This window comes from Corynebacterium sp. HMSC056E09, assembly GCF_001813425.1.
GTDB lineage: Bacteria > Actinomycetota > Actinomycetes > Mycobacteriales > Mycobacteriaceae > Corynebacterium > Corynebacterium hesseae.
Window position 1 is genome coordinate 14,690 of sequence record NZ_KV812474.1, and the last position, 23,179, is coordinate 37,868.

General features: G+C 62.1%; 22 protein-coding genes and 1 tRNA gene. 7 read left to right on the plus strand and 16 right to left on the minus strand.

Going from position 1 to position 23,179, the window contains the following annotated elements; genetic code table 11:
* Positions 1-175 precede the first annotated feature (175 nt).
* Positions 176-251, plus strand: a tRNA-Asn gene (locus HMPREF2912_RS00060).
* Between the two features lie 197 nt (positions 252-448).
* Here the strand turns inward: HMPREF2912_RS00060 and HMPREF2912_RS00065 are convergent.
* The 3 genes from HMPREF2912_RS00065 to HMPREF2912_RS12940 form a co-directional block, all read right to left on the minus strand.
* Complete coding sequence (locus HMPREF2912_RS00065) at positions 449-1,111, minus strand: DUF1707 SHOCT-like domain-containing protein (RefSeq protein ID WP_070682918.1); 663 nt, start codon at positions 1,109-1,111, stop codon at positions 449-451.
* 75 nt (positions 1,112-1,186) lie between these two features.
* The gene (gene wecB / locus HMPREF2912_RS00070) at positions 1,187-2,344 is read right to left on the minus strand and encodes a non-hydrolyzing UDP-N-acetylglucosamine 2-epimerase (RefSeq protein WP_070682920.1); all 1,158 of its coding nucleotides are present in this window, start codon (positions 2,342-2,344) and stop codon (positions 1,187-1,189) included.
* 213 nt (positions 2,345-2,557) lie between these two features.
* On the minus strand, positions 2,558-2,695 hold the full coding sequence (locus HMPREF2912_RS12940) for a hypothetical protein (RefSeq protein ID WP_154736808.1): 138 nt from the start codon (positions 2,693-2,695) through the stop codon (positions 2,558-2,560).
* 208 nt (positions 2,696-2,903) lie between these two features.
* Between HMPREF2912_RS12940 and HMPREF2912_RS00075 the strand changes: the two genes are divergently transcribed.
* Positions 2,904-3,188 (plus strand): hypothetical protein, encoded by a 285-nt coding sequence (locus HMPREF2912_RS00075; RefSeq protein ID WP_070513558.1) that lies wholly within the window; start codon positions 2,904-2,906, stop codon positions 3,186-3,188.
* Between the two features lie 8 nt (positions 3,189-3,196).
* Here the strand turns inward: HMPREF2912_RS00075 and dnaG are convergent, their stop codons facing one another.
* Positions 3,197-5,125, minus strand: a complete 1,929-nt coding sequence (dnaG, locus tag HMPREF2912_RS00080) for a DNA primase (RefSeq protein WP_070682922.1) — start codon at positions 5,123-5,125, stop codon at positions 3,197-3,199.
* 157 nt (positions 5,126-5,282) lie between these two features.
* Here dnaG and HMPREF2912_RS00085 point away from each other — a divergent pair, with 157 nt between their 5' ends.
* Together HMPREF2912_RS00085 and HMPREF2912_RS00090 are read left to right on the plus strand one after the other, a co-directional pair.
* The gene (locus tag HMPREF2912_RS00085) at positions 5,283-5,801 is read left to right on the plus strand and encodes a guanyl-specific ribonuclease (RefSeq protein WP_070682924.1); all 519 of its coding nucleotides are present in this window, start codon (positions 5,283-5,285) and stop codon (positions 5,799-5,801) included.
* A 3-nt stretch (positions 5,802-5,804) separates the two neighbouring features.
* Positions 5,805-6,038 carry a barstar family protein gene (locus tag HMPREF2912_RS00090; RefSeq protein WP_070682926.1) on the plus strand — a complete coding sequence of 78 codons (234 nt, stop codon included), beginning with the start codon at positions 5,805-5,807 and terminating at the stop codon, positions 6,036-6,038.
* A 39-nt stretch (positions 6,039-6,077) separates the two neighbouring features.
* Here the strand turns inward: HMPREF2912_RS00090 and HMPREF2912_RS00095 are convergent, their stop codons facing one another.
* The 3 genes from HMPREF2912_RS00095 to HMPREF2912_RS00105 all read right to left on the minus strand — a co-directional run bounded on the left by HMPREF2912_RS00095 (position 6,078) and on the right by HMPREF2912_RS00105 (position 11,507).
* Positions 6,078-9,383, minus strand: a complete 3,306-nt coding sequence (locus HMPREF2912_RS00095; protein ID WP_070682927.1) for an immunoglobulin-like domain-containing protein — start codon at positions 9,381-9,383, stop codon at positions 6,078-6,080.
* A gap of 253 nt (positions 9,384-9,636) precedes the next feature.
* The gene (locus HMPREF2912_RS00100; RefSeq protein ID WP_070682929.1) at positions 9,637-10,911 is read right to left on the minus strand and encodes a deoxyguanosinetriphosphate triphosphohydrolase; all 1,275 of its coding nucleotides are present in this window, start codon (positions 10,909-10,911) and stop codon (positions 9,637-9,639) included.
* An 11-nt stretch (positions 10,912-10,922) separates the two neighbouring features.
* A complete protein-coding gene (locus HMPREF2912_RS00105; RefSeq protein WP_070682931.1) occupies positions 10,923-11,507 on the minus strand; it encodes a YdcF family protein in 585 nt (194 codons plus the stop codon).
* Between the two features lie 44 nt (positions 11,508-11,551).
* Between HMPREF2912_RS00105 and HMPREF2912_RS00110 the strand changes: the two genes are divergently transcribed.
* Positions 11,552-13,591: a TPM domain-containing protein gene (locus tag HMPREF2912_RS00110; RefSeq protein WP_070682932.1), complete on the plus strand. Its 2,040-nt coding sequence runs from the start codon at positions 11,552-11,554 to the stop codon at positions 13,589-13,591.
* Positions 13,592-14,262: 671 nt separating this feature from the next.
* On the opposite strand, the gene HMPREF2912_RS00115 is transcribed toward HMPREF2912_RS00110, so the two are convergent.
* Genes HMPREF2912_RS00115 through HMPREF2912_RS00125 form a run of 3 tightly spaced genes read right to left on the minus strand, consistent with a single transcriptional unit; the run spans position 14,263 to position 16,579 of the window.
* A complete protein-coding gene (locus HMPREF2912_RS00115) occupies positions 14,263-14,682 on the minus strand; it encodes a hypothetical protein (protein ID WP_070682934.1) in 420 nt (139 codons plus the stop codon).
* The gene (locus HMPREF2912_RS00120; protein ID WP_070682936.1) at positions 14,682-15,200 is read right to left on the minus strand and encodes a hypothetical protein; all 519 of its coding nucleotides are present in this window, start codon (positions 15,198-15,200) and stop codon (positions 14,682-14,684) included. The genes HMPREF2912_RS00115 and HMPREF2912_RS00120 overlap by 1 nt, the downstream gene beginning before the upstream one ends.
* Positions 15,200-16,579, minus strand: coding sequence for a glycine--tRNA ligase (locus HMPREF2912_RS00125; protein ID WP_070530241.1), 1,380 nt, complete (start codon positions 16,577-16,579; stop codon positions 15,200-15,202). The genes HMPREF2912_RS00120 and HMPREF2912_RS00125 overlap by 1 nt, the downstream gene beginning before the upstream one ends.
* A gap of 190 nt (positions 16,580-16,769) precedes the next feature.
* Between HMPREF2912_RS00125 and HMPREF2912_RS00130 the strand changes: the two genes are divergently transcribed.
* Positions 16,770-17,069: an ArsR/SmtB family transcription factor gene (locus HMPREF2912_RS00130; RefSeq protein ID WP_070564773.1), complete on the plus strand. Its 300-nt coding sequence runs from the start codon at positions 16,770-16,772 to the stop codon at positions 17,067-17,069.
* A 28-nt stretch (positions 17,070-17,097) separates the two neighbouring features.
* Positions 17,098-17,517, plus strand: a complete 420-nt coding sequence (locus HMPREF2912_RS00135) for a Fur family transcriptional regulator (RefSeq protein ID WP_070530236.1) — start codon at positions 17,098-17,100, stop codon at positions 17,515-17,517.
* An 8-nt stretch (positions 17,518-17,525) separates the two neighbouring features.
* Here HMPREF2912_RS00135 and HMPREF2912_RS00140 read toward each other — a convergent pair whose 3' ends face one another.
* From HMPREF2912_RS00140 to HMPREF2912_RS00165, 6 genes are all read right to left on the minus strand, one after another.
* The gene (locus tag HMPREF2912_RS00140; RefSeq protein WP_070682937.1) at positions 17,526-18,278 is read right to left on the minus strand and encodes an isoprenyl transferase; all 753 of its coding nucleotides are present in this window, start codon (positions 18,276-18,278) and stop codon (positions 17,526-17,528) included.
* Between the two features lie 10 nt (positions 18,279-18,288).
* On the minus strand, positions 18,289-19,005 hold the full coding sequence (gene recO, locus HMPREF2912_RS00145; protein WP_070682939.1) for a DNA repair protein RecO: 717 nt from the start codon (positions 19,003-19,005) through the stop codon (positions 18,289-18,291).
* Between the two features lie 18 nt (positions 19,006-19,023).
* Complete coding sequence (era, locus tag HMPREF2912_RS00150) at positions 19,024-20,019, minus strand: GTPase Era (protein ID WP_070530228.1); 996 nt, start codon at positions 20,017-20,019, stop codon at positions 19,024-19,026.
* Positions 20,020-20,739: 720 nt separating this feature from the next.
* Positions 20,740-21,588 carry a pyridoxal kinase PdxY gene (gene pdxY / locus HMPREF2912_RS00155; RefSeq protein ID WP_070564760.1) on the minus strand — a complete coding sequence of 283 codons (849 nt, stop codon included), beginning with the start codon at positions 21,586-21,588 and terminating at the stop codon, positions 20,740-20,742.
* Between the two features lie 50 nt (positions 21,589-21,638).
* Positions 21,639-22,214 carry an rRNA maturation RNase YbeY gene (gene ybeY, locus HMPREF2912_RS00160; RefSeq protein ID WP_070530222.1) on the minus strand — a complete coding sequence of 192 codons (576 nt, stop codon included), beginning with the start codon at positions 22,212-22,214 and terminating at the stop codon, positions 21,639-21,641.
* On the minus strand, positions 22,211-23,176 hold the full coding sequence (locus tag HMPREF2912_RS00165; RefSeq protein ID WP_070561478.1) for a PhoH family protein: 966 nt from the start codon (positions 23,174-23,176) through the stop codon (positions 22,211-22,213). Before HMPREF2912_RS00165 ends, ybeY begins: the two co-directional genes overlap by 4 nt.
* Positions 23,177-23,179 lie beyond the last annotated feature (3 nt).

Below are 23,179 nucleotides of genomic sequence, written 5' to 3' on the forward strand. Positions count from 1 at the left end.
GCGCACTTGACGCACTGACTGATTATTCAGAGTATCCGCTATGCACGGACATCATCTTCCCAAAGTAAGCCAAAATCCGCCACCAAATCCAGTCCTGAACAGGCAATTTGCACATCTTTCAACGGACTCTATATAGTTACTACACGTTGCAGGGAGCACACTCCTGAAGCAATATTCCTCCATAGCTCAGTTGGCAGAGCATTCGACTGTTAATCGAAGGGTCACTGGTTCGAGCCCAGTTGGAGGAGCCAAATAGCCGCTTATATTTCGAGCGGCTTTTTGCTTTCCTATCTAGGCTTCACCGGTTTAAGGGATATTTCCAGACTTGGAAGTCAGAACGTATTTAACCTCAACGTTGCGGCTTGGGGCTCTGCTTCTTCTATTTACCCGCATGTTGTGGTGACTATTGTCGCGGAAATGTCGTGCCGTTTTAATCCCCGTCACCGATCTAACGCTTAACAACGTGTACGTCTACCCCTCCAAAGAGGCTAAAACAGTTGACGACAACCTCCGGAGCACTGGCAGGTAGATCGGCGGGGTCGATAGCTCCACGGTCAACCTTGATGTCGTGCCCACCGAAGAGGCCGATACCGCTAACGCGAACTCGGAAGCCCTCGGGAATCCATACGTCGACACCGCCAAAGATTCCAACCGCTTGAATGATGGTGACGTGTTCTCGAAGTGCAGCACCGTGCAGGTCAACGTCAGTCCCACCAAAAATACCCATTGTGGTGTGGCGAGAGGCAATGGGAGTACTTCGGACCGTGGTGCCACCGAAGATGCCCAAGGAAAGGCTCTGAGCACCGCTCACGGAGGGTTCGACTTGAGCTAGTGCGCGGTCAACACTCGTAGCAAGCTCCCCATCCACAGTATTCATCGCGTGAGAGCTCTTTGAGGCGACCTCATGGCTACCAAAGAGAACTCTTCCGGGATCCTCAAGGAGATCGGAAACGAGGTCGAGCAACTCGCCGCGCGTCGTCGCGTTGGCGCATGCAGAAGAACGTTCCTCAAATTCGGCGACGCTGAGTTGGCCGACGGACATCGCGTCAGCCAAGACTTGAGAGGCTGTGGTGCGCTGGGAATTAGTGCATTTAATGTCGCGTGGTTCCATGGCTTTACCTTACGTGGAACCGCATGAATGGGCAGGGCACTTAGAAATTGGTACCTACCCATTCACCTCAGTTCGCTATAGCTCAATACCTGGGTCAAAGTCCGGCAGACGCTCCCCTACGCCGAGGAGCTCGGCAATAGCGGCAACGGCACGCTCTGCGGCCTTACCGTCGCCATAGGGGTTTACGGCGTTGGCCATAGAGGTGTACGCGGCGTCATCATCGAGCAGAAGCTTGGCTTCCGCCACGATGAGACTACGGTTGGTGCCCACCAGCTTCACGGTGCCGGCTACAACGGCTTCAGGGCGCTCAGTGTTCTGGCGCATAACTAGGACCGGCTTCCCCAGTGATGGCGCTTCCTCCTGGACTCCACCGGAATCAGTGAGGATGATCGTTGCGTGATCAAGAAGCTTGGTGAACTCGTCGTACGGAAGCGGATCCGTAATGAAAACGTTGGACAAGGACTCGACTTCCGGAAGCACAGCTTCACGAACCTTAGGGTTCAGATGCAGCGGAAGTACAAAATTGATGTCAGAGTAGATTTCTGCAAGGTCCTTAACCGCACCACCTATCTCCTTCATCGCCTCAAAATTCTCGCGACGATGAGTAGTGGCCACAACAAGACGCTCGCCTGACTCAAGCACCTCCTGCAAGGCAGGATTCTCAAGAACAGTATCCCAACTGGCAGCCTGTAAAAGAGCATCAATGACCGTATTACCAGTGACTGCAATGTTCTTAGAGCGAACGTTCTCGCGGCGCAAGTTTTCCATTGAGCCTGCAGTCGGGGCAAGATGTAGCTCTGTTACTTGGCTAATGAGCTTGCGGTTGGCTTCTTCCGGGAACGGAGAATGAATGTTGCCAGTGCGCAATCCTGCCTCGAGGTGAATAATCTTCACCCCACGATGAAACCCAGCCAACGCCGCTGCCATTGCCGTGGAGGTATCACCTTGAACGATAATGGCATCGGGAGCTTCAGCATCAATAACCTCGTCTAACCCCTCTACTGCTCGAGAAACTAGGCGGTTCAAGCTTTGGCCAGGCTTCATCAAATGAAGGTCCCACTTCGGTTTAATTCCAAACATTTTGTTTACTTGCTCTAGCATTTCAAGATGCTGACCAGTGGAGACCGAGACCAATTCAAAACGCCCATCTCTGTCCAAGGCAGTGATGACAGGAGCGACCTTGATTGCTTCCGGGCGCGTGCCATAAACGGTCACAATTTTCGGTCGGGGCATTTTTCTCCTTGGTGTGCGAGAAGTCAATCGTTCTTCTCTTTGGGATGGAAAATAGATTCGGCCTTAGTTCTTGGAGAAACTACAGCGAGACTATACACGGGGTTCCGCAGTCCACGACTGCTCACCCCATCCGAACCTCGGAAAGTCTAGACACCGCCGCATTTATACACCGCACCGGCTCCTGTACGCGGCGGAATGGCCGAACTATTTGTTCTAATCCTCGCTCACGGTGACTTCGCGCGGCTCTTCAAGGCAATTGGTGCGGGGTTCAGCTGCCGCTACGCTGGCTGTTAGCAGCGCTGACATGGCCACGGCTGCCGATACCGCATGCGTACGCTTCGAAGTCTTCACAGGTATTAAGTTAACTGAAGCGAATGCATTATGGGAAGAGTTCTCGTCATATCTATTCGGTATCCCTGTTCGCTCCCCTGCCAAGAGGTCACCTGCCCCGGACCGCTTGGGCAGGTAGGCTATTCATGAGAATTGCACGTTGCCCGTACGTTGTACGCAAACGCCGGCTGTTTTTGCTGGCTTGAAGTAAGGGGATGACTAGTTTCCAATGATCCAATTTGTTGTGGGTGCTGCCGCCGGATACGTCTTTGGAACCAAGGCTGGGCGCAAGCGCTATCACCAAATTAAGGGCGCCTACGAAAAGGCCGTAAACTCCCCCGCCACCAAGGCTGCTGTGCGCTCCGCACGCAAGGCTGTGGCCAACCGTTTGGATCCGGAGCCGCGCATGCGCGAACTCAAGGATTACAACAAGGGGCGCCGCGGCAAGCGTGGCACCAGAGGTGCCACGGATGAAATGCCGGCGGATCGGATTTACGAGCCGGACGAAGATTAACGCGTCGGTTAGCGCACGCCGCGGAAAGCACGGTCGTTGAGCTCGCGGCGGGCTTGCTCGAGGGCGACGAGGTCCGCGAAGAGTGAGTTGTAGGATTCTTCGTCGTCGGAGGGGCGCATGCGGCCTAATTGAGCCTTGAGTTGGGCTACTTGGTCGCCCACGCGGGCCTCTTGGAGGCGGGAGAGTACGGAATCGGCGTAGGCCTCAAGGTCGGTATCGGGGTTGCCGGTCTCCCCCAGCTTGATGGGTTCCACGGCGAGCTCAGAGACGAAGTTGCGGGCCATGAGGTCCGGCATTTCACCCGCCACGGCGGCTAGCCATTCCACGCCGGGTTGCTCGGCACCGGCAGTCACGCCGCCAAGGGTCGAGATGGCGCGGCGGATGGTGCGGTAGGCCTCGTTGGAGTAGGCGTCGTCTGTGATTCCGTCGAAGTAGCTGCCGGCGATCTGCGGGTACTGCAGGGCCAACTTGAGGGCCTCACGCTGCGGCCATAGGTGCGGCTCGCGGGGGCCGGGGATGTGCATAACGGGGGCGTTGGTCTGCGCCGGCACAGACGAAGTCTGCTCTAGGGAGGCAAAGCGCGGGCGCTGCTCCTTCTTCGGCTTTCGCGCCTCTTGGCGTACCTGGTGGAGGACTTCTTCCGGGTCGGGCCAGCCCACCCAGCCGGCAAGGCGGCGGGCGTACTCGCGCTGAAGGGGTTGGTCCCGGATTTGGGCCACGACGGGCACCGCTCGCCGCAGGGCTTGGAGGCGGCCCTCCGCGGTATCGATGCTGAAGTCTGAGATGACGGAGCGGATGACGAACTCAAACATGGGGATGCGGTCCGCCACCAAGTCACGCACCGCGGCGTCACCGCGCTCTAAGCGCAGATCGCAGGGATCCATGCCGTCGGGGGCCACGGAGACGAAGGACTGGCCGGTGAACTTCTGCTCGCCCTCGAAGGCACGCATGGCGGCTTTCTGCCCGGCCTCGTCGCCGTCGAAGGTATAGATGAGCTCGCCATGGAAATAGGAATCATCCAACATGAGGCGGCGCAAGACCTGCAGGTGATCCGCGCCGAAGGCGGTGCCACAGGAAGCCACGGCCGTCTTCACGCCCGCGGCGTACATGGCCATGACATCCGTATAGCCCTCCACCACCACGGCCTGGTGCTGTTCCGCGATGTTGCGCTTGGCCAAATCCAGCCCGAAGAGCACCTTGGACTTGTGATAGAGCATGGTTTCGGGCGTGTTCATGTACTTGCCCAGCTTGTCATCGTCGAAAAGCTTACGCGCTCCGAAGCCGATGACATTGCCGGATAGGTCCTTAATGGGCCACAGTAGGCGCCGGTGGAAGCGGTCGATGGGACCGCGCTTGCCCATCTTGGAGATGCCGGCGGCGTCGAGCTCCTCAAAAGAAAAGCCCATGCGCAGCAAGTGCTTAGTGGCCGTGTCCCAGCCCTCCGGGGCATAGCCGCATTCAAATTCGTAGATGATTTCCTTGGAGAAGCCGCGGTCCAGGAGGAATTCGCGGCCGGCGGCGGCCTGCGGGGTTTCCAGCTGCTGGCGGTAGAACTCGTGCGCGGCCTTGTTGGCGGCAATGAGGCGGCGGCGAGTACCGGGCTTTTCATCGCGCGCTCCGGTGGAGCCGCCCTGGTAGTTGATGTGGTAGCCAATCTTCTGAGCTACGGCCTCAACGGCCTCCGGGAAGGAGACTTGCTCCATCTCCATGAGGAAGCTGAAGACATCCCCGCCCTTGCCGGTGGAGAAGCAGTGATAATAGCCGCGCTGCGGGCGCACGTGGAAGGATGGAGTCTTCTCATCTTTGAAGGGGCTCAAGCCCTTCAAAGAGTCATAGCCAGCGGGTTTGAGCTGAACGTACTCGCCCACGATTTCATCAATAGGCGCGCGTTCACGGATAGCTTGGATATCGCTGTCCGGAATTCTGCCTCGTGCCATGCGTACAGACTACCCCGCCCGCCGGAGCTACAGGTACCCACGGCTGGGTGGAGCCGGGCGGCCGAGTCCCACATCCGCAAAGACCCTGCGGTGGGTATTAATAAAAGGCCTGATCCGGATTTCTGGTTCAGGCCCAATACCTGCAATGATGGGGGCCATGTCCCAATCCTCCCCCTCCAAAAAATCGCTGCCGGCCATCATCGGTGGCGCGGTTCTAGTCCTCGTCGCGGGCTACTTCGGCATTGACCTCGGTGGCTCCGGCGATGGCGCGGACCAGAAGGCGGCACCGTCGTCCGCTGCGGCGGGTGCGTCCTCTGCCGCTGGTGCGTCCGGTGAGAATGAGGGGGACGTCGCCAAGCAAGGCGGAGCAGACCTGCCTTCCTGCGCCATGGATACGCTTCCCCAGGAAGCCCACGACACGGCCGAGGACATCCTGGCCGGCGGGCCCTATGACTATCCGGATAACGACAATGTGCGTTTCGGAAACTATGAGGGCGTGCTGCCGCAGCAGGCGAAGAACTACTACCGCGAATACACCGTGGAAACCCCGGGGATTGGGCACCGCGGGGCCAAGCGCATTGTTACCGGTGGCGGCAGCGAGACCGACCCGGATGTCTGGTACTACACCGATGATCACTACGACAGCTTCTGCAGTATCCCGGACGCGGAGGACTAAGACATGCAACGCATTCTCATTACTGAACCCATCCGCACACGCGAGGATCTCTATGGCGCGCTCGGCCGCCTGCACGGCTGCACGTCCGGTGCCCCGCGCAACCTTGACGCTTTGGCGGACTTCCTCCGCGAGCAACACATCGTGGCGATTATTGCCGCGGATTTTGACATGGTGGAAAAAGACCTGGCCCCCATCAGCATGGTACTGGAGGACCAGGGTGTCGCGCTGGTGCGCTAGTGAGGTTGTTGACCGGCGGGTGGTTAGCCCGCCGGGGCCTTAGAGGCCGAGGGCGCGCTTGACGGTATCGCGCACTTCCGGCGCGAGGTAGTTCAGCAGACCGGCGATAACCGCGGTGGCGCCTGCGGCGCCGAAGAGGGCGCCGAGGATGGCGGGGAGGACGCTTCCGCGGCTCGAGCTGTTGCTCGAGTGGTCGCTCGAGCCGCTGGAGCCACTGTTGCTTGATCCGCTGCTGCTCTCGCTGCTGCTGTCGGTGTTGTCGTCCGCGCTGCCGGCGGTGACTTCCACGACGCGGGAGGCCAGGGCCTGGTTGCCGGCGGAGTCGGTCACGGCGTAGGTGACGGAGTACACGCCCGGCTTGGCGGTGTCGATGTTGCCCACCACCTTCACCTTGTCGGTGAGGTCACCGTCCTTATTGTCCTTGGCGCTAACACCTTCGAGGAGGTTGGCCTTTTCACCCTTGGTGATGGTGAGCTTGTCGCTCGGAACGGTGAGCTCAGGGGCTTCGTTATCCTTCTCCTGCTGCTCCTGCGCGGTGAAGACGCCGAACTGGCGCACGATGCCGGGCTTGGTGTCCTCCTTGGAGGAGGCATCGGCGGAGGTGGCGTACCAGCCATAGGCCTGGCCGGCCTTGACGTCCTTGTAGGTCACGCTGGCGGGCCAGCCGGACTTGGCGGTGTCTTTGCCAATCTCCTTGCCGGTATCGGTCAGGGCGAGCATGGAGTTCGTCGCAAAGCTGGTCTTGCGGGTCTGGAACTGGATCGGCACACGGAACTCGTCCTCGTGGCCGTTGTAGCGGTGGCGGTCGTCGTACTCGGTGGCATTGTGGTCGTCGAGAAGCGGCGAATACGTATCCACGACCATCTCCGAGTTCTTCAGGTCAAACTGCAGGAGGCGCAGGTAGCTGGAGCCAAAGCGCAGGCCGGTGTCACCGTCATACTTGCCTAGCTCCGTCAGGCCCAGCTCATCGGAGCCGACCTCGTAGAACTGGTAATCCGCCAGCAGCTCCACCACATGGTTGTTGGTGTGGCCGACATCCTTGCGGCTAACGATGGACACGCCGTGCTCGTGGCCAGCCAGCACCAGGGCCACGTTGGGGTTCTTTTCAATGACGTTCTCGTAGACCATCACGCCGTCGTGGGAGAAGTCCGAGCCGCGGCCATCCGGGTTGGCGGAAGGCTTGAGGTAGGCGTGGGTGAGCAGGATGGCGTTGCGGTCGGAGTACTGCTTGAGCACCTTATCCGCCCACGCGGCTTCCTCCTCAGTGACGTCATAGCCCAGGTGCAGGGCAATGAAGTCCATGCCGTTGGTGGAGAACAAGTCGTAGTGGTTATCGTTATCGCCCTCAGCATAGGGGTGGTAGGAGGCATCCTGCTCAGCCCACTTGCCCTTGCCCTGTTGAGCCTCGTAACGCTCCGGCCCAAAGTATTCGTTGTACAGGTTGTCGGCGCCGACATCCGCGCCGCTTTGGTTGTCGTGGTTGCCCGGCAGCACGCCGTTGACCACGCCGGCGTCCTCCAGAATCTTCTGTGCGTTGGAGGCTACCTCGAATTCCTTCTTGGCATTGGGGCGGTCATTGTCCTTGCCAATCCAGTTCTCGATGATGTCGCCGGTGTGGGCGGAGTAGGCAATCTTGCGCTTCTCGGCGTTGTCCGCGATCCACTGGGTGGCGGCGGTGTAGCCGTCTTCCCACTTCTTGCGTTCCTCGGCGGTGGCCTTCTCTACTGCGCCTTCGGAGAGGTACTGGGTATCGGTGTGGTGGGCGATGGAAAAGTCATAGTCGCCTGCGTCGGCGAACTCTTCGTTGACGGGCTCGTTGAGGTCATCGGCAAAGACGTCATAGCCCACCAGCATGGTGTGGATGCTTCCGCCGTCGACGAAGTCCTGGTTGACTTCCGCGCTGAGGCTGACTTGGGCGTCGGCCGCGCCGCGGGTTTCTTCCAGCTTCTCCCAGCTATTGGTCTTGGTATTCCAGGCCATAAACCGCACCGAGCGCTTGGGGTCCACGGTGCCGGACCAGGCGAGGTCGTGGGCCTTCTTCTCTGCGTCCTTGACCTTCAGATCAAAGCGCTGGAAGGGCATGTCCTCCGTGGAGCCGGTCTCCTGGGCGTCCTCGTTGTCCGGGTTGAGGGACTTGTCAAAATCCTCGCCGTCTTCGTACTCGAAGTCCAGGGTCTCCGGGATATCCGTGAAGGTGCCCTGGAAGCCCTTGTCTGCTACCGCAACGTCTGCTTCGGTGAAGGTGGTCTCCACCTCCCCGCCGCTCGGGTTGTCCGCGCGGGCGGAGATGGTCACGCCCTCGCCGCTCGGCGTGGAGTCGGTACCGGCAGCACCCGGGAGGTTGCCGGAGGTGAAGTCGATGGCCTGGGAGATGGGGTTGCCAAAGACATCGCGGCCCTCGACCTGGATGGAGTGGTTTCCTTCCTTGAGGCCGGTGCCGATTTCCTGCCCGCGCTCAATTTCCTCACCATCCAGGGTGTAGGTGAGCTCGCGGGAGATGAGGGCGGCGTCGTTGAACTGGACGTCGAAAGTCACCGGGCCCGTCAGGTGCTGGTCGGCACTCGGGGTGGAGCCGGTGATTTCCGCCTTCTTGTCGGTGCTCAGGTTGGAGTCCTCATAGAGGGCGGAAATCTCCTCCTCCCCGAGCGGATCGGAGAAGATCCGAGCCCCGCTCACCACGGCATCGGAGTAGAACTGGGCCACGTTATCCCGGCCGGAGTCCGCGCCGATCATCACGGCGGTGGAATTGGACTTGGGCTTGGTCACCTCACCGTTGATCTCGGTGTTTTCAGCCACCTTGGCGCCGTTGACATAGAGCTCGCTCTTGGTGCCGTCGTAGACGCCCACCGCGTGGTACCACTGCCCCGGCTCCACTTGCTGCTGGGCTTTCTTGTAGCCATCGCTGCCGTTGACGGTGAAGGTGAGCTGGTCGCCGTAGATGACCATGGCCCAGCCGCCGGCTTCCTTGTTGGCGCAGAGGCTCTTTTCGTTGCCGTCGAACTCCCCGTCGTAGCGGAAGACGCATTCGACGGTGAAGCCGTCCTTGATCTGGTCAAACTTGTCCCCGATGTCGAAGCCGACGGCATCCTTGCGGCCGTCGAAGTGGGCCACGGGGCGCTCAAGCACGCTGTCTTGTTCCACGGTGGGCGCGCCGATGCTCAGCGGTGCGGCATCGGATGCGGAGTTGCTGATGACACCGTTCTCAAAGGAGAGATCCAGGATGTCTGCCTTGGGCAGGTCCTGGGCGGAGGCGAATGCGGGAGCAACAAGGCTTGAGCCAACGAGGCTGATGGAGGCGATCAGCGCGGCTTGATGCAGCTTTTTATGAGACTTCTTTTGAGACACAAAAATTCCTTGACAGATAGCAAAAATGAAGAGACTTCCGCTTCTGAGGGCTCCACAGGAGCCGCACAGTTTACGGCCCGCCCGAGGCTAGGCCGCTCGTTTAACAACGAGTTGTCAGGTGCATGACGTCAAAGTAAACGGTGTTCAACTATCGAGTGACGGATATCTCCCGCTTAGCCCGGCCGTTGCGCACAGCACGGCCCTTCCCCGCCTTCTGCCCGTGGGCAGGGTGCGTTGGCGCGCTAGCTCAGCCCTAGCTCAAGAAGCCGAAGAGCTCGGCGCTGCGCTGCGCCAGGCGCTCAAGGCGCGATTCCGTCATGGAGGCGATCTGGTCGATGATGGCGCGGTCACGCTCCAGATCGGTCTCAGCTTGGTTCCACCACAGGGCGAAGGTGGCGTCCAGCGAGCCCGGCGCACCGGCCACCAGGTAGTCGTAGACGCGGTAGATGCGCTCGCGCTGGCGGTCCTGGCGGGCTAAGTGGGCGGGCTCATCCATGACGTAGAGCACGGCGATGGTCTTGAGCAGGGTTACCTCCGCCACCGCGCCCGGTGGGACGGCGAGGTCACCGTTCATGCGGCCAAGCGGTTCGTCGTTAGCCGCGAGCGTGGCGGAGACGGTAGCGCCCACATAGCGGCCGACGAGCTCCGAGGTCATCTTCTTCAAGTTGGCATAAGAGCGCAGGGAGTAGTCGAAGTTGCCGATGGCGTTGATGACGTCCAGCTGGCGCAGGCGGTCGGCGGCCTCGAGGAGCTCGTCGGCAGTGCCGCCGAAGGCTTTGGCGCCCTTGTCCGCGAGGTTGGCCAGCTCCACCAGGTCCCACAGCACGTTCAAAGAGATGCGGCGGGAGATGATGCCGTCTTCGACGTCGTGGACGGAATAGGCGATGTCATCTGACCAGTCCATGACCTGCGCCTCCATGGACTTGCGCTTATCGGAGTGGCCCTTTCGGAGCCACTCCAATACCTCGATGTCCTCGTCATAGGCGCCGTATTTGCGGTTGGTGGTGCCATCCGAGTTGGTCTTGGTCCAGGGGTATTTGCAGGCCGCATCCAGGGAGGCGCGGGTGAGGTTAAGGCCATAGCTGCGCGGGCCCGCCGGGGTATCCAGGACCACCTTGGGTTCCAGCTTGGCCAGGATGCGCAGGGTCTGGGCGTTGCCCTCGAAGCCGCCGAGGGCAACCTCGTTGAGCGCATTCTCGCCGTTGTGGCCGTAGGGCGGGTGGCCGATGTCGTGCGTCAGACCTGCCATGTCGCACAGGTCCGGGTCCAGCCCTAAGCCAGCACCAATGCTGCGGGCGATCTGGCTGACCTCCAGGGAGTGCGTAAGCCGGGTGCGCGGGGTATCACCATCGCGCGGGCCGACGACCTGGGTTTTATCCGCCAGGCGGCGCAGCGCCGCGGAGTGCAGGACGCGGGCGCGGTCCCGGGAGAAGGCGCCGCGGTGTTCCTCGCTTTTGAGCAGGGCCGAGCCTTTGGGGGACTCGGAAGCGAGGCGGGCGACGTCTTCTGCGCGATAGGAATAGCTCACGGGTTTTAAGTTTAGGCGGAGTCCTGGCCTTCCTGGGTCTGCCTCGCGCCAATGACGCGGTGGCGCAGGGCCTGGTTGGGGCGGATGAGGCGCTCGATGCGGTAGAAGGCCGCGCGCACGCCTTCGGTGCGCTCCTCCCCCAGCAGGGTGCGCAGGCCCAGGTAGGCCAGGCCGCCGGTCTCGTGAGCCAGGTAGCGCCACCAGGGGATGGAGAAGCGCGGGGAAGGATAATAGGGCGTGCCCAGCACCGTGGCGTCAATCCCCTCTTGGCGGGCGATGAGGAAGGTGCGCAGGCGATGGAGCGGATCGGTGATGATGACGGCCTCGGTCACGCCGAGCTTCTCGCGCGCGGCAATCAGCTCGCTGCGGGTGTCCAGGCCTTCTTCGAGGGCGGTGACGTTGAGGGGATCGTCGTCAAGCAAGGCCCGTGCCACCCCGGCCTCGGTGAACCTATCGCCGGGCAGCTTCCCGCCGACGGTGATGATGGGCAGGTCGTGCGCGGCGGCGTACTCGGCGGCACAGCGCACGCGGCCGGTAAGGATGCGGGAGGGGCGCCCGTCGTATTGCGCAGCGCCGAGGACAATAACGTACTTCACTGTCTGACCACTCTAGCGCTGGGTGGGAAGGTATCGTGGTGCGCATGACTACTGCTGCTCGTTTTGGTCGCGCCGCCCTTGCCGCTGTGGTGTTGGGGTTGGCCACTGCTAGCCCCGCCGTGGCGGCGGACTATGTTCTTGCCGCACCCGAGGCGGCCTCCGTTAAGGACAAGGTGACGGATGAGGCGGGGGTGCTCTCGAGCTCGGAGAAGTCCGAGTTGGAGGACAAGATTGCCGCGCTGCAGCAGGAGAACCACGTGGTGATTTTCGTGGTCTTTGCCTCAACGCTCCCGGAGGGCGCGGAGAGCTATGCAGGTGAGATTGTGCAGTCCAAGGGCCCGAACTCCGCGGCCTATGTGGTGGGCGTGGATGATTCCACCGTGGGCGTGCAGACGGGTAAAGACTGGCCGCGTGGGCGCTTGGATGCGATGTATGACGCGGCCTACGCCAAGCTTGCCGACGGTCACCAGTACGGCCCCTCCGCGCTTGCGCTTGTCGACGCTGCCGCTACCGGTTCTGCGGGGTCTTCTTCTGGCGCTTCTGCTGCTTCTGATTCCGATGGCTCGGGAGGCCTGTGGCTAGCTGGCGGCGCGGGCGCGCTGGCTTTGGCGGGTGGCGGAATTGCGGTGGCCAACAGGCGCAAGACAAAGAAGGACTCGGCGGCCACTCTGGAGTCCGCGCGCCAGATTGAGCCGGGCAATACCGCGCAGCTCGACCGCCTGGATATGGATACGTTGGAGAAACTGGCGCAGGAGGAGCTGGTCTCCACCGATGAATCGATCCGCCGCGGCAAGGAGGAGCTCGACATCGCGGTGGCCGAGTTCGGTCCCGAGCGCACCCGCCCGTTCACGCGCGCGATGAACCACTCCACGCTAACACTGCAGAAGGCGTTCCAGCTGCAGCAGAAGCTGCAGGACAACCTGCCGGAATCGACTTCGGAGCGCCGTCAGATGCTGGTGGAGATTATCTCCTCCTGCGGGCAGGCCGACGATGCCCTGGATGAGCAGGCGGCGGACTTTGCCAAGATGCGTGACTTGCTCATCAACGCCGGCTCCAAGCTGGATGAGCTAACCCAGCGCACGGTTGATCTGCGCGGGCGCTTGCCGCAGGCGCGCACGACATTGTCCTCCCTCAGTGCTTCTCATTCCGAGGAAGCGTTGTCCTCGATTGCGGGTAACCCGGAGATGGCGGAGGTTTCGCTCGACGAGGCTGAGAAGTTGCTGTCGCGCGGCCGCGAGCTGCAATCCCAGCCCGCCGGGCAGCAGGGGCCGTTGGTGGGCTATATCCGCGATGCAGAGCATGCGCTGGAGGTCTCCGACCGTCTGCTCAGCGCCGTGGAAAACGCCGAGAACTCGATCACCGCGGCGCAGGATAACCTGCCGGCGCTCATCGATGAGGTCGAGGAAGAAATCGCCGAAGCACAGCGCCTTGAGCAACAAGGAAAGGCCCAGGGCTCCCCTGCCGATTGGTCCGCGCTGGAGTCGCTGCTCGTTCAGGCGCAGGAGGCGCTCAGTGCGGCTCGCCAGCAGGGCAAGGCCGACCCGCTGGGGCAGTACACCGCGCTGACGGCCCTCGATAGCAAGCTGGACGAGCAGCTCGATACCGTCCGCGAAACCAACGCCACCCGCGAGCGCCAGATTGCGCTCTACCGCCAGCAGATTGCCGCGGCCGAGTCCGCCATCCAGGCGGCGGAAGACTTGCTCTCCTCGCGTGGCCGCGTGGTGGGCCCCGATGCGCGCGTCGCGCTTGCCGATGCCTCCCGCCTCTTCGCCCAAGCCCAGAACTCCGCCTCCAAGGATCTGCGCGCGGCGCTCAACTATTCCCGCGATGCCGCTTCTGCTGCGCAGACTTCGCTCAACCGCGCGAAGGAAGACCTGGAGGCTTATCGCCGCCGGGAGCAGCGCCGCCAGGCCACCGATGCCGCGGGCAACATCCTCACCGGCATGGTCATTGGCCAAATCCTCGGCGGCGGCAGCTCCCGTGGTGGAGGCTTCGGTGGCGGCTTCTCCGGTGGTGGAGGCTTCGGCGGCGGTGGCTTCTCGGGCGGCGGAGGCGGAGGCGGTTTCCGCGGCGGCTCCTTCTAGCCGCCCCCTCCCCTGCTCCGATTCCTCGCCTTCTCCCCTTTTCCGCCGGCGGCTCCCCCAGCCGCCTTCATACTTCTCCCCTGCCCGGCGCCTAGGCCTCGAAGCCCGCGGCCCACACCCGGCATCTCATAACCGGGGCGGTCCCGCATGGCATCTCACAAAAGGCGCCTTGCACAAGGCATCTTCTAGAAGGCGTTTTCACAGCTAAAAACGCCTTTTGAGCCCTCCACATGGCGTTTTCAGCCCCAAAGGCGCCTTTTGTCAGACACCATTTGCCAGATGCCTTCTGTCGGATGCCGTTTGCGAGATGCCTTCGGCCGGATTTCCTGTGCACGCATCCGGCGATTGGACCGCGTCTCGGTAGCCGGCCAATCAGCTCCTCGGATACGGGGTGGTGCGAATGCACGGTAGGTGGAACACGGTCATGCACATGGTTCTCGTCAAAAGGCTTCTCTCACAAGGTTGCAGTCAAACGGTTTACCTGGGGGCAAGTAAACCTTCTGCACCGAGCTAGATGGTTCGTTTGGGGGCAAACAAACCTTATGACTGCAACCATCTAACTAGAACCCTCTACTGGCATACCAAGCCGAGCAAGGATGCCAGAAGAGCTCCCCTTTTGATGAAATCACCCAAGTTTCCACGCCAGTTCTGGCTATATCGCGGAAGGTAGGTTAGGTGCGAAAGGGGCGGGTGGAGCCGTCGAGAAGCAGGCAACAGTAGCTGGTGAAGGCGGCGTCCGTAAGGGGGAGCTCGCCCACCGCAACCTCGAGGTCGCGGCCCCGCGGGGCGGTGCGGGCGACCTCGATGGCGTCTGCGAGAGCGAGGATGCGGCGCTCGCGGCGGAAGGGGTTCGTGCGCTCGAGCAAGTACTCGCGGCCCTGACAGACCGCGCGCAGCTTCTTCACCGTGAAGCTGGTCTGCTCCGCCGAAAAGTCGGGCCCGCGCACAGTAAAGCTGCGAGCGCCCGGGATGTGCTCGAAGGCGATGGTGGCGCCCGTCCCGGGCAGCAGCAGGCCTGCCGGGGTCACGCGGGCGATGACCTCGCCGGTCTCGTCGAGAAGCGCATCGCCGTGCCACACCCAGCGCTGCATCAGAGCAGCACCACAACGACCGCGACGATGGTCAGCAGCACCAACGTCGCGATGATCGGGATAGCGGTGCTCTGCGTCCGCGCCTCCAGAATCACACGCGTAAACCAGCTCAGCGCCGCAATCTCCGAATGATTGAGGTCATCGGAATCATCGCTTTTCTCACCCTCAAACTCCAGGATGGCCTTACGCACACCCGAGTTCTTTGAGGAGAACTGCGCGATTTTCAGCCCGTCGTGGTCCTCAACAATCCAGTCGCCGCCGACCTCGTTGATGAAGGCAAACGTGCGCCCATCCAGGGATGCTTCCAAGCGCTTATCGCGCTTGGGGTTGCCCGCCAGGCGGTAGACGCGGTCATCCTCCAGCGTCACCGACGCGCCCAAATCATCGAGCCCCAGGCGCCAGTGCTCGCCTTCCACGTCCGCCGAGCGCTCCTGGAACATGCCCAGCGACGCCGGACCCTCCCCCACGAGGAGCACCGGGTTCTTGCGGTCGCTGCGGTCCCAGCTGGTGTAATGCATTAGCAGCCGATCAGTCGAGCGGCCAGGTAAGCCTCAAGCTCATCGAGCTTGACGCGCTCCTGCTCCATGGAGTCACGCTCACGCACGGTGACCGCGTTGTCCTCCAAGGTGTCGAAGTCATAGGTCACGCAGAACGGCGTGCCGATTTCATCCTGGCGGCGGTAGCGGCGGCCGATGGCGCCGGAGGTATCGAACTCCACGTTCCAGTTCGCGCGCAGCTTATTCGCCAGCTCGCGAGCCGGGGTGGACAGCGCTTCCTTCTTCGACAGCGGCAGCACGGCCACCTTCACCGGCGCCAGGCGACGGTCCAGGCGCAGCACCACGCGCTTGTCGGTGCCACCCTTGGCGTTGGGAGCCTCCTCCTCGTCATAAGCGTCAACGAGGAAGGCCATCATGGAGCGGCCCAAGCCGGCAGCCGGCTCGATGACGTACGGGGTCCAGCGCTCGCCGGACTCCTGGTCGAAGTAGGACAGGTCCTCGCCCGAGCCCTTGGTGTGGACGGAAAGGTCGTAGTCCGTGCGGTTAGCCACGCCCTCCAGCTCGCCCCACTTGGAGCCCTTGAAGCCGAAGGCATACTCGACGTCCACGGTGCGCTTGGAGTAGTGGGAGAGCTTCTCCTTCGGGTGCTCGTAGAGGCGCAGGTTCTCTTCCTTGATGCCCAGGTCGACGTACCAGTTGTAGCGGTCATCGATCCAGTACTGGTGCCACTCTTCGTCCTCGCCCGGCTTGACGAAGAACTCCATCTCCATCTGCTCGAACTCGCGGGTGCGGAAGATGAAGTTACCCGGGGTGATTTCGTTACGGAAGGACTTACCAATGTTCGCAATGCCGAACGGCGGCTTCATGCGGGCCGAGGTCATCACGTTCTTGAAGTTCACGAAGATGCCCTGCGCGGTCTCCGGACGCAGGTAGTGCAAGCCCTGCTCATCGTCGACCGGGCCGAGGAAGGTCTTGAGCAGGCCGGAGAAGGCCTTCGGCTCAGTCCAGTCACCCGGCTGGCCGGTCTCCGGATCGTTAATGTCAGCGAGGCCGTTGGCCGGCTCGTGGCCGTGCTTTTCCTCGTAGGCCTCGATGAGGTGATCCGCGCGGTAGCGCTTACCGGTGTGCTTGGATTCCACCAGCGGGTCGGTGAAGACCTCGACGTGGCCGGAGGACACCCACACCTGGCGCGGCTGGATCACGGACGTATCGACGCCCACGACATCGTCGCGGGACTGCACCATGTGACGCCACCACTGGCGCTTAATGTTCTCCTTGAGCTCGACACCGAGCGGGCCGTAGTCCCACGCAGAGCGGGAACCGCCATAAATTTCACCTGCCTGGTAGACCAAGCCGCGGCGCTTACACAGGCTGACGACGGTATCAATGACGGATGCCATAGCTAATGGGACTCCTCTGGTAGGGGACAGTCTTTATACAATGCGGCCTAGTCTAGCGCGCCCCCTGACACCGCGTGCCCTCACCCCGAAACTGTGGTGCATTTTATACACTTTTTCGCATTCTTCAGCTATAGTACCTATATCTCTCTTTTTAACTCTCCCCCAATAGAAATGTTTGAAGGTGAATGGTGTGACCAACACCCAGAAAGAAGCTCTCTCGTTCGATCCCGCGGCAGCCGCCACCGTCATTAGCGCTTTAGATTCGCCATTGCGCATCGACATCATCCGGCGCCTAGCTGAGCGCGATCACTACGTCCACGAGCTCGTGGCCGCCACCGGCAAATCCCAACCGCTTATCAGCCAACACCTGCGGGTTTTGAAGCGCGCACACATCGTCGACAGCGAACGCCTCGGCCGCGAAGTCCGATACTTTTTGGCGGCTCCAAAGGTGCTGCCGCTGCTTCGCGACGCCTCACTGGCCACCTCTTAATGGAAGTGTGTTGATAAACTTTAGACCCATGGCCATTCACGACAGTATTCCCAAGCTCGGCGCTCGCAATACCCGCCAGCGCACCGCCGTCGTCGAAGTCCTGCGTAGTCTCGACAAGTTCGCCTCTGCCAAGGACATACACCAGGCGCTTATCGACGGCAACCAGAAAGTCGGCCTCACCACCGTTTATCGCACGCTCCAATCGCTTTCGGAGATTGAAGCCGTCGATGCACTCCACATGCCTTCCGGCGAGACCCTCTACCGGCACTGCGAAAGCAATGCGCACCACCACCACTTGGTATGCACCAAGTGCGGCCGCACCGAGGAAATCGACGGTGGCCCCATCGAAGAGTGGGCCTCCTCAGTAGCCAAGGAGCACGATTTCGAGCTCACCGGGCACGATGCCGAAATCTTCGGCATCTGTGCCAACTGCTCCGCGGCGTCTTAGATTGCGGGCTACTTGACGCCGCCGAAGCGGCGGTCGCGCCGCGCGTACTCCTCCACCGCAGCGAAGAGGTCGTCCGGCGTGAAATCCGGGAAGAGCTTGTCCTGATAGATCATCTCTGCATAGGCCGATTGCCACAGCAGGAAGTTAGAGGTGCGCTTCTCACCGGAGGGGCGCAAGAACAGATCCACGTCCGGCATATCGGGGTCATACATCACCGAGCTCACCGTCTTCTCGTTGATGGAGCGCGGATCGAGCTCGCCGCGGGAGACTTGCTCGGCGAGTTCCCGGATGCCGTCGACAAGCTCGGCGCGCCCACCGTAATTCACGCACATCACCAGGGTCATCTTGGTGTTGTCCTTGGTGAGCTCCTCGGCTGCCTCGAGCTCCTTGATAACGGAGCGCCACAGGCGCGGGCGGCGGCCGGCCCACACCACGCGCACTCCCCTATCGTTGAGCCAATGGCGCTGGCGGCGCAGGACGTCGCGGTTAAAGCCCATGAGGAAGCGGACTTCCTCCGCGCTGCGGCGCCAGTTCTCGGTGGAGAAGGCGTAGGCGGAAAGGTAGGGAACGCCGAGGGCGAGGCAGGCATCGACGACGTCGAGAAGCACTGCTTCCCCGCGGCGGTGGCCTTCGGTGCGCTTCATGCCGCGCTCCTCTGCCCAGCGGCCGTTGCCGTCCATGACCAGCGCGATGTGGCGCGGCAGGAACTCCTGCGGGATAGCGGGCGGATGAAGGACTCGGTTCGGGTCAGGCGTAATCACGGGTTACAGTCTACTGTTCCATGATCCCCAACGCGCCAACGGAGCGCTCGAGGTGCCATTGCAGGTGGGCACGGGTCAGCCGGTGGGCCTCCTGGGCTTGGGTGTTCGTCGGCTGGCTGGGGTGGCCGTGGGCGATAAGCCACATGTGGTGCAGGGTTTCCGGGTCCACCTCGGCGGCTCCGGGCGGGCGGCATTGGTGGCAGGCAGCACCCCCGACGGCTGGGTGAAAGGCGTGGTGGGGGCCGGGCCTTTGGCACTGGGCGCAATCGAAAAGGCTGGGTGCCCAGCCGGCGTGGGACATGGCTTGGAGGAGGAAGGCGTCGAGAAGCATGAGCGGATCGCCGTGCTGAAGGTTGTCGAGGACGTCGACGCAGGCATTGTAGAGATAGGGGTCCCCGGGGGCGTCGGCGGCGGCGAGGCGCTCGGCGGATTCGAGGGCGGCGCAGGCGGCGGTGTAGCGCTCGTAGTCCTCGATGATGCGCGCGCCGAAGTAGTCCACGGTATCGGCCTGGGAAATGGTGTAGAGGTTGCGGCCGGGATAAAGCTGCACGTCGAGGTTGACGAAGAGCTGCAGGCGCGAGCCGAAGCGCGATTTGGCGCGGCGAACGCCCTTGGCCACCCCTCGCACGAGGCCGTGGTGGCGGGTCAAGAGCACGATGATGCGATCCGCCTCGCCGAAATCATAGGAGCGGATGACGAGGGCGCGGTCGCGGAAATTCTCCCGCATTTAGAAGCACCCCCGCTTCTAGAAGCCCAGGCGGCCCAGCGCCTTCGGGTCCGATTGCCAGTTCTTCAGGACCTTAATGCGCAGATCGAGGTAGACGTTTTGGCCGAGCAGCTGGATGATTTCTTTGCGGGCGGTGCCCACGATGCGGCGGAAGCGGCGGCCATCCTTGCCCTCGATGATGCGCTTCTGGCCGGGCCGCTCCAGGTAGAGGATGGCGTGGACGTTGAGGACGTCTGGGCGTTCCTGGCTGGGCAGGATCTCATCGACCTCGACGGCGACGGAGTGCGGGAGCTCGTACTTCAGGCCGGACAGCGCAGACTCGCGGATAAGCTCAGCGATGCGCTTGGCCTGATCCTCGTCGGTGATGTGGTCATCGGGATAGAACTTAGGCCCCTCGGGGAGGTGGTCCACGATGACCTGGGTCAGCTCATCCAGCTGCACGCGCTCGGTGGCGGAGACGGGGATGACCACGGCGTCTGGGTTCTCCTCGGAGAGGAGCTCGTGAAGGGCTACAAGCTGGGCGCCGACTTGGTCCTTGGAGGCCTTGTCCAGCTTGGTGACGATCCCGATGATGGGGGTCTTCGGGGCGACCTTGCGGACGTTTTCCAGAATCCAGCGATCGCCGGGGCCGATCTTCTCATCGGCAGGGATGGTCAGGCCGATGACGTCGACGTCTGCGTAGGTGTCCTTGACTACCTCGTTGAGGCGCTCGCCGAGCAAGGTGCGCGGGCGGTGCAGGCCGGGTGTGTCGACGAGGACGATTTGCGCATCCTCGCGGTGTACGAGGCCGCGGATGGGGTGGCGGGTGGTTTCCGGCTGGTCGGCGGTGATGGCGATCTTCTGCCCCACCAGGGCGTTGGTCAGGGTGGACTTGCCGGTGTTGGGGCGGCCGACGAAGGACACGAAGCCGGAACGGAAGCCCTCGGGCGTGTCGGTGTATTGCGAATAGTCAGCGGCGTTGGCTTCGCCCTCAGCCGGCAGGTCCGCGAAGGCGGCATCGAAATCAGTGCTCATATCGCCTCATATCATAACGCACGAGCTGCCGAGTCCCGTTCTTGTTGTATGGCCCTGCTCTGGCTCTCGACGTGCGGCCCCGAGAGCTTCCTGCCGAGGGGCCTTGTAGTTTGGTCCTTCTACTCTGGTCCCTTCTCTGTGCAAAGGGACCATCTGGTGGTGGTTTTCGCGTACTGAAAGGTCCCTTTAGTGTGCGAAGGGACCAGACTAGAGGGACCTTCTGTGCTCGCGCAGGGTTTGTCTGGCCTGCAGATGGTTTGAGTCAGACGGTTCTGGTCATAAGGTTTCTTTGCCCCCAAACGAACCATCTAGCGACCTCCAGAAGGTTTGTTCGCCCCCCCAAGAGAACCTTCTGAGCCGAACCATCTGAGTAGAACCTTATGGCTGGAAACGACATCGTTGAAGCAGGGCCGCGAAAGCAGCGATGAGGTGAGGTGAGGGTGAAAGCTGATGACGCGAGGTTATCCGCCGCATGGCGACTGCGAAAAGCTTGCGCCAAATGGCATCTTGCAAATGGTGTCTTCCGAAAGGCGTCTTTGACCGCAAAAACGCCATCTGGCCACCGCAAAAGGCGTTTTTAGGAGTGAAAACGCCTTTTGACAGATGCCTTCTGCGAGATGCCGTTTGCCGGACACCAAATGCCGGGCCAGGGCATGACGCCGGGTCAAGACATCCACGCCAGGCCGCGAACGCGCGCGCAGGGCGGTCACGGATTGACGGCTAGAGCTCCTCCACCCGGAACTGCAGCTGCGGGTTAGCAAAGACATCCTGCGACTCGATGAGCAGCAGCTCCTGGGAATCCGCCTCGTAGGTGTTCTGGAGCAGGTCGAAGACGGAGGACGCGGTTCGCTTGAGGGCCAGCTTGGCGTCGTTGGTCTCCACGTAGTGTCCCGTAAAGAGCGAAGCCGTGACATCGCCCGAGCCGTTGCGCTTGAAAGGCAGCTTGGGGGTGGCCACCAAGAAGGCGCGCTCGCCATCAACGGCGAGCATCTCAATCTCGTCCTCGCTGGTCTCCGGGCGCTGCACCGAGGTCACCAGCACGGTCTTCGGGCCTATCTCCTGCGCGCGCTTCACCGCGGCGAGGGTCTGCTCCAGGGTGCCCACCTCGCAGTCCGTCAGGTAGCCCAGCTCAAACTGGTTCGGGGTGATGATGTCCGCGACCGGCACGACCTTATCGCGCAGCAGCGGCGGGATTTCGTCGGAGACGAAGCAGCCGGATTTGGCGTTGCCCATCACCGGGTCACACGCATAGAGGGCCTTGGGGTTAACCGCCTTGATTCGGTTCACTGCATCCACGATGGCGCCGGCAATATCCGGACCACCCTGGTAGCCAGACAAGATTGCATCGATGCGTGGGAAGGCGCCGCGCTTCTCGATGCCATCCACAATCGCCGTGACCTCCTCCGCCGGGATCATCGGCCCGCCCCAGTCGCCATAACCGGTGTGGTTGGAGAAATTCACCGTATGAATCGGCCATACCTCATGGCCAGCGCGCTGAAGTGGAAAGACTGCTGCGGAGTTGCCCACGTGACCGAAGGTGACGTGGGACTGAATGGAGAGGATGTTCATAGTCCTCCATTGTGCTACGCCCCACGTAGCACCTCAACGTTTGGGCCGCTTTAGATTCCGCCGCCGGGAACTTCCTCATCGAGCTTCGCGCGCTCGGCGGCATCCGGGAAGGCCTTCGGGCCCGAGGGCTTGGGCTGGTAGCTCACGCCACGCGCCGCCAGGTCCTCGTACCAGTCCGCCAGCAGCTCATTTTGCAGGCCGAACATTTCTTTCTCCTCCGCCGCGGTGGTGTGGTCATAGCCCAGCAGGTGCAGGCAACCATGCACGGTCAACAGAGCCAGCTCGTGGCCCAAAGAGTGGCCGGCCGCGGTGGCTTGGCGCTGCGCAAATTCCGGGCAGAGTACGATATCGCCCAGCATGGCCGGTCCGGCTTCGGCGGCGTCGGGGCGCCCGCCAGTAGCGCCCGGGGTGAGCTCATCCATGGGAAAGCTCATCACGTCGGTCGGGCCTTCCAGGTCCATCCAGCGCACGTGCAAGTCCGCGATGGTATCCAGATCCACGGCGGTAATCGTGCACTCGGCATCCGGGTTAACGTCGAGGCGGCCGAGGGCGTAGGAGCAGACGTCGATCAGCATCTCCTCGTTCACGCCGTCATAACCGGACTCGTTAATAAATTCGATGCTCATTTCTTCTCCTCCTGCTCAGCAAAGTTATCGTAAGCCTCCACGATGCGCCCGACCAGCTGGTGGCGCACCACGTCGGCCGCGCCCAGCTCCGCGAAGTGGATATCCGGCACACCCTTGAGAATGCGCCGCACCAGGCGCAGGCCGGAGACCTGGCCACCCGGCAAGTCCACCTGGGAAATATCGCCGGTCACCACGATGGTGGAGCCGAAACCCAAACGAGTCAGGAACATCTTCATCTGCGCCGGCGTGGTGTTCTGGGCCTCGTCGAGGATGACGAAGGCATCGTTGAGCGTGCGGCCACGCATATAAGCCAGCGGCGCGACCTCAATGATGCCGGCCTCCATGAGCTTCGGAATCATCTCCGGATCGATCATGTCCCGCAAAGCGTCGTACAGCGGGCGCAGGTAGGGGTCAATCTTGTCGTTGAGTGTGCCGGGCAGAAAGCCCAGCTTCTCCCCCGCCTCAACCGCCGGGCGGGTCAAGATAATGCGGCTGACCTGCTTGGCGCGCAGGGCCTGCACCGCCTTGGCCACCGCCAGGTAGGTCTTACCGGTACCGGCGGGGCCGATGCCGAAGACAATCGTGTTCTCATCGATGGCCTGCACATAGCGTGATTGGCCCACCGTCTTCGGGCGCACGGCCTTACCGCGGCGCGAAACGATATCCGCTGCGAGCGTCTCAGACACAGACGCCGGGGCATCCACCGTGACCAGGTCCAGGGTGTGCTTCACGGTATCCGTGCTCACCGGGTGGCCGCGGCGCGCGATGGCCTCGAGCTCCTCTAAGACCTTGTGCGCGCGGGCCACCTCATAATCGGGGCCGGCGGCAGTAATGGTGGTGCCGCGAGCAAAGAGGTCCACGCCCAGAAGGTTTCCCAAAACGCGCAGGTTATCGTCCGCCGGGCCGAGCACCGTGGCCAGGTAGGCGGAATCGAGATCAAACTTGGTGGTGATAATAGGCACGCC